General features: G+C 70.4%; 8 protein-coding genes. 3 read left to right on the forward strand and 5 right to left on the reverse strand.

Features of this window, described 5'->3' with window-relative positions; all coding sequences use genetic code 11:
• Positions 1 to 495, forward strand: a 495-nt coding sequence (locus ACTWQJ_RS42020; RefSeq protein ID WP_443311685.1) for a cation transporting ATPase C-terminal domain-containing protein, incomplete at its 5' end; no start/stop codon positions are given.
• 35 nt (positions 496 to 530) lie between these two features.
• On the opposite strand, the gene ACTWQJ_RS42025 is transcribed toward ACTWQJ_RS42020, so the two are convergent.
• Together ACTWQJ_RS42025 and ACTWQJ_RS42030 are read right to left on the reverse strand one after the other, a co-directional pair.
• The gene (locus tag ACTWQJ_RS42025; protein ID WP_443311686.1) at positions 531 to 1,919 is read right to left on the reverse strand and encodes a nucleobase:cation symporter-2 family protein; all 1,389 of its coding nucleotides are present in this window, start codon (positions 1,917 to 1,919) and stop codon (positions 531 to 533) included.
• 127 nt (positions 1,920 to 2,046) lie between these two features.
• Positions 2,047 to 3,390: an FAD-dependent oxidoreductase gene (locus ACTWQJ_RS42030; RefSeq protein ID WP_443311687.1), complete on the reverse strand. Its 1,344-nt coding sequence runs from the start codon at positions 3,388 to 3,390 to the stop codon at positions 2,047 to 2,049.
• 219 nt (positions 3,391 to 3,609) lie between these two features.
• On the opposite strand from ACTWQJ_RS42030, the gene ACTWQJ_RS42035 reads away from it, so the two are divergent.
• Positions 3,610 to 4,074 (forward strand): DUF6214 family protein, encoded by a 465-nt coding sequence (locus ACTWQJ_RS42035; protein WP_443311688.1) that lies wholly within the window; start codon positions 3,610 to 3,612, stop codon positions 4,072 to 4,074.
• 37 nt (positions 4,075 to 4,111) lie between these two features.
• Here the strand turns inward: ACTWQJ_RS42035 and ACTWQJ_RS42040 are convergent, their stop codons facing one another.
• The gene (locus tag ACTWQJ_RS42040; RefSeq protein ID WP_443311689.1) at positions 4,112 to 4,765 is read right to left on the reverse strand and encodes a DUF305 domain-containing protein; all 654 of its coding nucleotides are present in this window, start codon (positions 4,763 to 4,765) and stop codon (positions 4,112 to 4,114) included.
• 193 nt (positions 4,766 to 4,958) lie between these two features.
• On the opposite strand from ACTWQJ_RS42040, the gene ACTWQJ_RS42045 reads away from it, so the two are divergent.
• Entirely contained in the window at positions 4,959 to 6,461 is a 1,503-nt protein-coding gene (locus ACTWQJ_RS42045) for an LVIVD repeat-containing protein (RefSeq protein ID WP_443311690.1), read from the forward strand.
• Here ACTWQJ_RS42045 and ACTWQJ_RS42050 read toward each other — a convergent pair.
• Both ACTWQJ_RS42050 and ACTWQJ_RS42055 read right to left on the reverse strand, forming a co-directional pair.
• The gene (locus ACTWQJ_RS42050) at positions 6,449 to 7,147 is read right to left on the reverse strand and encodes a TetR/AcrR family transcriptional regulator (RefSeq protein ID WP_443311691.1); all 699 of its coding nucleotides are present in this window, start codon (positions 7,145 to 7,147) and stop codon (positions 6,449 to 6,451) included. The genes ACTWQJ_RS42045 and ACTWQJ_RS42050 overlap by 13 nt on opposite strands.
• A 127-nt stretch (positions 7,148 to 7,274) precedes the next feature.
• Positions 7,275 to 7,736 (reverse strand): HAD family hydrolase (locus ACTWQJ_RS42055; protein ID WP_443311692.1); only part of this gene is annotated, 462 nt, incomplete at its 5' end.

Below are 7,736 nucleotides of genomic sequence, written 5' to 3' on the forward strand. Positions count from 1 at the left end.
CTGCTGGTGAACCTGTTCACGGACCTGTTCCCGGCGATGGCCGTGGCGGTCACGCCGCTGAAGGACCCGGCCGAGGACGCGAGCGCCGGCAGCCGGCCGTTGGGGACGACGCTGCTCGGCAGCCCGCTGATGCGGCAGATCCGGCACCGCGCACTGACCACGTCTCTCGGCGCGGTCACGGCCTGGCTGATCGGTCGCTTCACGCCGGGCTCGGCCCGCCGGACGACCACGATGGCCCTGTGCGCCGTGGTCGGCAGCCAGCTCGCCCAGACCCTCGCCGACCGCCGCGACAGTCCACTGGTCCGCGTCACCGTGTTCGGCTCCGCCGCCGCCCTGGTCGCCCTGGTCGAGACGCCGGGTATCAGCCAGGCCTTCGGCTGCACGCCGCTCGGCCCGTTCGCCTGGGCCGGCGTGCTGGCGGCGATCGCCCTGGCGGTGACCGGCCAGCGGGCGCTGCCCCCGCTGGAACGGGCGGTCGTCCGGCTGAGCCGCTGACCAGCGACGCGGCCGAACCGGACGAAGTGGAGCCGCTAGACGGCCTCTTCCCGGGGCTTTTCGACGTGCTTCTCGGCACCGCCGACCGGCAGGCCGCCCGCCTCGGCGAGATCTGAACCCGCCTTCGCGGGAAGGTGGTTGAAGAGCAGGTTGAGTACGATCGCCGTCAGGCAGCCGGCGCTGATCCCGCTGTGCATGATCGTCTGGAACCAGTCCGGGAACTGGTCGTAGATCGTCGGCACACCGATCGGCAGCACGCCCATGGCCACCGACACGGCCACGACCGTCAGGTTGTGGTTGCCCCTGAAGTCGACCTCGGCCAGGGTCCTGAGGCCGCTCGCGGCGACCGTCCCGAACATCACCAGGCCCGCGCCGCCGAGGACCGGCGCCGGAATCGCCGCGACCACCGCGCCCAGCTTGGGCAGCAGGCCGAGCAGCACCAGGATGCCGCCCGCCGCCGCGACAACCCAGCGGCTGCGCACCCGGGTCATACCGACGAGTCCCACGTTCTGCGCGTACGCGGTGTAGGGAAAGGTGTTGAAGACACCGCCGAGTACGGTCGACAGACCGTCGGCGCGCAGCCCGTCCGCAAGAGAGCGGGGCTCGACCTTCCGCCCGGTCATCTCACCGACCGCGATGAAGTCACCGGTCGTCTCCGTCATGCACACCAGCGCGACCACCAGCATGGACACGATCGCCGACACCTCGAAGGTCGGCGCCCCGAAGTGGAACGGCGTGCTGATCCCGACCCAGTCCGCGTCGGAGACCCCGCCGAAGTCCGTGAACCCGAACGGCACCGCGACCGCGAGCCCCACCGCGATCCCGATCAGCACCGCGATCCGGCTCAGGAACACCGGCGCGAACCGCTGCACGCCCAGCACCACCGCCAGCACGAACGCGGCGAGCGCCAGGTTCTTCGGCTCCCCGAAGTCCTCGGCCCCCGCACCACCGGCGGCCCAGTTGCCCGCCACCGGCAGCAGCGAGATACCGATGATCAGGATCACCGTGCCGGTGACCAGCGGCGGGAAGAACCGCAGCAGCTTGCCGAAAACGGGTGCGAGCAGCACGATCGCGAGTCCCGCGACGATCACCGAGCCGTAGATCGCGGGCAGTCCGCCGCCGGTCGTCCCGATCATGACCATCGGTGACACGGCCGCGAACGTACAGCCCTGCATGATCGGCAGCCGCACGCCGAACCGCCAGAAGCCGATGCACTGGATGAGCGTGGCGATGCCGCACACCAGCAGATCGGCGGTGATCAGATACGCCAGATCCGCCGGCGGCAGCTTCATCGCACCGCCCACGATCAGCGGCACGGCCACCGCGCCCGCGTACATGGCGAGCACATGCTGCAGCCCGAAGGCGGCCAGCTGTCGTACGGGTGGGACCTCGTCGACGGGATGGACGGGCGCGGTCGATGCCATGGGCACTCCAGAGCGGCGGTGAGCGGGGAACATCCGAACTGCAGGAGACCGTAAGCGGCTTGAACAGTTTGTTGATTTCCGTCTCGTTGCAGCCGTGTGTCCTGCCCGCCGGCGGCGCCGGGTTCTGCTACGAGTCGACCCTGCGTGCCGCGGTCAGCAGCGACTCCCAGTCGGGCAGCTTGACCACGCTCCGCCCGAGCGAGGCTCCGAGTTCCGCCTCGGCCCGCTCGATGGCCCGCCACCCCGCCCATTCGACCGGCTCGACGCCCTCGGCGCGCAGTACCGCGAGCGGATCCTCGGGAACTTCCTTCCGTACGAGAACGGGGGCGTCCTCGAGCAGCGACAGCACCGTCTCCTTGGCGCACGGCCGGTTGGTGCCGATGACACCCGTCGGACCCCGCTTGATCCAGCCCGCCACGTACTCACCCGGCGCCACGACTCCGCCGCGCAGCACCCGGCCGGCCAGCTGCGGCACCGTGCCGGTCGCCGGATCGAAGGGCAGCCCTTCCAGCGGCACTCCGCGATAGCCCACCGACCGCAGCACCAACTGGGCCTCGATCTCCTCGTACCGGCCCGTCCCCGTCACGCCGCCCTGCCCGTCCGGCAGCGTCCGTTCGAACCGCACCGCGCCCACGCGCCCGCCCTCGGCGAGCAACTCCACCGGGCGCAGGAAGAACCGCAGCCGGATCCGGCGCGGAAGATCCCTGGTCGGCTGGGCGGCCCAGCCCCGCAGCACCTCCACGTTGCGGCGCTGCGCGGCCGGCAGCGCGGACGGGTCGACGTACGCCGGATCCAGCGCCAACTCCTCCGGATCCACGCTCATTTCGGCACCCGGCAGCGAGCCCAGCTCACGCAGCTCCTTGGTGGTGAAGCGGGCCTGCGAAGGGCCGCGCCGCCCCACCATGTGGATGCCGGTCACCCGGCTCGCCCCCAGCGCGGTCAGCGCCGCCTGCGGCATGTCGGTGGGGCTCAGCTCGGCCGCGCCGCGCGCCAGGATCCGGGTGACGTCCACGGCGACGTTCCCCACGCCGATGACCACGGCCGCCCGGGCGCCGAGCACGAACCCGTCCTCCACGGCGTCCGGATGCGCGCTGTACCAGGACACGAACTCCGTCGCCGAGAAGCTGCCCGGCAGATCCTCCCCGGGGATCCCGAGATGCCGGTCGGTCGCGGCTCCCACGCAGTACACGACCGCGTGGTACAGCTCCCGCAGCCGGGCGGCCGGCACTCCGCCGGCGCCGACCTGGACGCCGCCGAGGAACCGCACCCGCTCGTGCTCCAGCACCGTCCGCAGATTGTTCTGCAGCGACTTGATCTTCTCGTGGTCGGGCGCCACGCCGTAACGCACCAGACCGTACGGGCACGGCAGCCGGTCCAGGACGTCGACGAACGCGGTGGGTTCCAGCTGGACAAGGTTCTGGGCGGAGTAGACCCCGCTCGGCCCGGAGCCGACGACGGCGACACGCAGCACGGCGGAACTCCTTCGTCCGGTGGTCCGGTGGATCGTCCGGTGCATCACAGGAGATCGCTGACGGCTCCAGCATTGCACCGCTGCCGCTCCGCTGACAGGGTGCCGCGCCAAGAACGGACGCGTGTCCGTTCGTATGGAGTGTGATCATGCGGTTACGTTGCGTGCGTGCTGGAAGCATCCTTTCTTGATCTTTCTGATCGCCGTCCGGAGGACGGTGCGGTGTCCGTGTGGCCCGCGTGGGAAGTGCGCGAGGAGAGCGGCGCGACGGCGTGGTTCCATGTGCGGCTCGACTTCGCCGACGGCGCCCGGGTCGACGCGCTCGCCGTGGCGGCCGACGGCTGCGTCAACCTCGAGGACGTCCGGGCCCGGCCCGCGCTGTCCCTCGACGATCTGGCGGTGTTCGCCGACTGGATCGAAGAGCCGCTGTTCTCGGTGTGCGGCGGCGTGGCGACCGAGCCGTTGCAGGGGGAGTCGGCGGGCGGCAGGCGCGCCCGCCCCGCCTGGCCGCGTGGCATCGAGGGGAGCCGGCTGGTGGCGCAGGAATACCGCGCCGCGCAGCACGAGGGGCTCGACCCCGTCCTCGCGGTGATGTGCGCCACCGGGCACAGCCGCCGCCGGTCGCTCAGGCTGATCGCCCAGGCGCGGGACGCGGGCTTCCTGACCCCGCGTCACGCACGGCGCTGAGCGGGCCCGGCGGGCGCAGAGGTCACACGCGCGGAGGTCACAGCATTCCGCGCATGCGCGTGATCTCGCTCGTCTGCTGGGCGATCACGTCGTCGGCCATCTCCTCGATCCGCACGTTGTTGCCCTGCGACTTCACATCCGTGGCCATCGTGATCGCCCCTTCGTGATGGGTGATCATCAGCGTGACGAAGAGCTGGTCGAACGCCTTTCCCTCCGCCGCGCGCAGGTTCTTCAACTGCGCCTCGGTGGCCATCCCGGGCATCGGGCCGTGGTGGTGGCCGTCGCTCTTCTCGTCCTCGCCGTGCGTCTCCAGCCAGCTCCTCATCGCCGCGATCTCGGGCCCCTGCGCGGCCTCGATCCGCTCCGCCAGCTTCTTCACCCGCGACGACTCGGCGCGATCCGGGGCGAGTTCGGTCATCTCCAGGGCCTGGGCGTGGTGCTCGATCATCATCCGCGCGTAGTCGATGTCCGCCGAGTTGGGCGTGTCGTCGTCGGCGCGCTGCTGTGCGGCGTCCTCGGCGGACATCGTGCGGTTCGCCTCGCCGGGCTTGCCGGGCACGAGCACCGAGGGGCCGCTCGCCCGGTCCGGCTCCGCGTCGGAGCCGGAGTCGCAGCCCCCGAGCGCGAGGGCGGCCAGGGTGGCCAGTGAGGCCGCGGTGAGGGAAGCACGCGACGCTCGACGGAAGGGCACAACGACCTCCTGTGGCTGGGGGGATGAGGGGGCACCTTGTGAGTGCTGGTGACCGTCCTAACACGCTTCCGCTCATGAACGAGCGAAAACCTTCATTACATGTTCGTTGCCCCCTGTTGATCTGTGCATGATGAAGACGATACTTCGGGGGTCCGTGAACCGTTCCCTGGCGAACGGAACAAGGGAGGAAGCAGTGACCCTGTTGAACAACCCCCGAACGCGGCGCAGACGCCTGGGAGTTGCCGCGGCAGCGGCCGGACTCCTGGCCGCGCTGCTGACGGTCCATCCGGCGGCCGCGACCCCCGACCCGGGGGACGGCCCGGCGACCGACAAGGAGGTGTCCCGCAGCGCCCAGGCCGAGGTGCGCGAGGCCCTGGAGAGCGGGGAGATACCCGGCCAGGACGAGGTCGTCCACTCGGACAACATCGAGCACGTCACGAACATCCCCAAGGACGTGCTGCCCGGCACCAATTCGGATCTCGCCTTCCAGGGCAGGTACGCCTTCGCCGGCAACTACGACGGCTTCCGCATCTTCGACATCAGCAACCCGAAGTCGCCGAAGACGGTCGCCCAGGTGCTGTGCCCCGGCTCGCAGAACGACATCTCCGTCTCCGGCAACCTGCTGTTCCTGTCCACCGACTCCTCGCGCAGCGACAGCAGTTGCAACAGCACCACCCAGCCGGTGACCGAGAAGTCCTCCTGGGAGGGCATGAAGGTCTTCGACATCAGCGACAAGCGCAACCCGGAGTACGTCGCCGCCGTCGAGACTGCCTGCGGTTCGCACACCCACACGCTGGTGCCCGAGCGCAGGAACGTCTACATCTACGTCTCCTCGTACTCGCCGAACGCCGCGTACCCCGACTGCCAGCCGCCGCACGACGGCATCTCCGTCATCAAGGTGCCTCGCAACGCGCCGGAGAAGGCTGCGCTCGTGGGCTTCCCGGTGCTCTTCCCCGGTGAGGGCCCGGACGGCGGCGGCAACCCGGGCGGGCCGACCAACCCGGGTGTCTCCAAGACGACCGGCTGCCACGACATCACCGTGCTGCCCTCGCAGGACCTGGCGGCGGGCGCCTGCATGGGTGACGGCATCCTGTTCTCCATCAAGGACCCGGAGCACCCGAAGGTCATCGACCAGGTGCAGGACAACGTGAACTTCGCGTTCTGGCACTCGGCGACCTTCAACCAGGACGCCGACAAGGTCGTGTTCACCGACGAGCTGGGCGGCGGTGGCGCAGCCACCTGCAACGAGGAGATCGGCCCGAACCGTGGCGCCGACGGTATCTACGACATCGTCGGCAAGGGCGACAACCGCAAGCTCGTCTTCCGCAGCTACTTCAAGATCGAGCGCCACCAGGCGGACACCGAGGTCTGTGTGGCCCACAACGGCTCGCTGATCCCGGTCAAGGGCAAGGACATCATGGTCCAGGCCTGGTATCAGGGCGGCGTCTCCGTCTGGGACTTCACCGACTCCGCCCACCCGAAGGAGATCGCCTACTTCGAGCGCGGTCCGCTGACCACCGACCGGGTCACGACCGCCGGCTCCTGGTCGGCGTACTACTACAACGGTTACATCTACTCGAACGACATCGCCAAGGGCTTCGACGTCCTGAAGCTCGACGACCGGCGCACGGACCCGGCGAAGCGTGTCCGCCTGCACGAGCTCAACGTGCAGACGCAGCCGGACTACTTCGACTGATCCGAGGCCGGCCGGCCGAGGGTCGGTGTGTCTGCCGGGTCTGTCGCGAAGAACCGTGACAGGTCCCCGTCGCGTGTCCCGCCGGGCGTTTCGGCGTCCGGCGGGCACCCGAGCTCCCAGTCGAGCCGGTAGCGCCGGAACAACTCGGTGCGCAGGGGAGCGATCGGCATCCCCACGTTCGGCAGCACCATCGCATAGACGGCCCCCATGAGCAGGGCGCGCAGCATCGCATAGTCGGCCTCGGCGTTCCGGGAGCCGTGCCGGGCCACGGTGTCCCGCAGCAGTTCGGCGAGTCGCTGCTGCTCCGGGCACCGCACGAAGCCCTCGGTGTCCAGCAGTCCCGCCATGTGCTGGCGCATCAGTACGGTCCGGTCCCGGGCCAGGCCGAGGATCGCGTCGATGGCACGCGCCATCCGCTCCCGGCCGTCCTCCGTGCGCGGCTCGCGCTCCAGTGCCTCCTCCAGCGTGCGGTGCATCAGCCGGTGCACGGCGGACTGCACGAGCTGGCGTTTGCCGGGGAAGTAGTACGACACCAGTCCGCGCGCCGAGCCGGCCCGGTCCGCGATGTCGCCGAGGGTCGTGGCCTCGTATCCCCGCTCGCTGACCAGCTCGACCGCCGCCTGCAGGAGCCGCTCCCGGGAACGCCGCCGCAACTCTTCATTGACCGAAGCGCTCCGGGGGGCCATGCTGTAACTCCTGTGTTGACTGGCTGCCAGCCAACTATACTCGGAGCGTCCGTCCCGGGCCCTGCGTGGCCGGGACCGGCGGTGCCGTCTGTCTCGGGCGACGCGGGGGATCGTCCGAGACAGACGGTCATGTCACGGGTCGGCCGACGAGGTCCAGCACCGGGCGCAGCCCGTCGGGCCGCTCGTCGGCCGGCAGGTGGTGCACGAAGTGGACCGCACAGCCCAGGGCGGCCGCGCCGCCGTCCGCCCGGTGGTCGTCACCCACCATCAGCACCTGCTGGGGATCAGCGCCGAGATCCGCGCAGGCCGCGGCGAACAGCCGCGGATCCGGCTTGCGGATGCCGTGCTCGTACGACAGGACGTACGTGCCCACGTAACGGTCGAGCCCGTGCGCGCGGAACACCGGGCGCAGGTCCCAGCCGATGTTGCTCACCACGCCGATGCCGACTCCCCGCTCGTGCAGCGTCCGAAGCACCTCGGCGGCGTCCGGGTACGGCGTCCACGCGGCCGGGGTCATATGGCGGTCGTAGAGCGCGTCGTGCAACGCGGGGTCGGGCAGCGGCACTTGGCGGGAGAGGCCGGTGTAGGC

It is taken from the genome of Streptomyces sp. KR55 (assembly GCF_052245645.1).
Taxonomy (GTDB): domain Bacteria; phylum Actinomycetota; class Actinomycetes; order Streptomycetales; family Streptomycetaceae; genus Streptomyces; species Streptomyces flavusporus.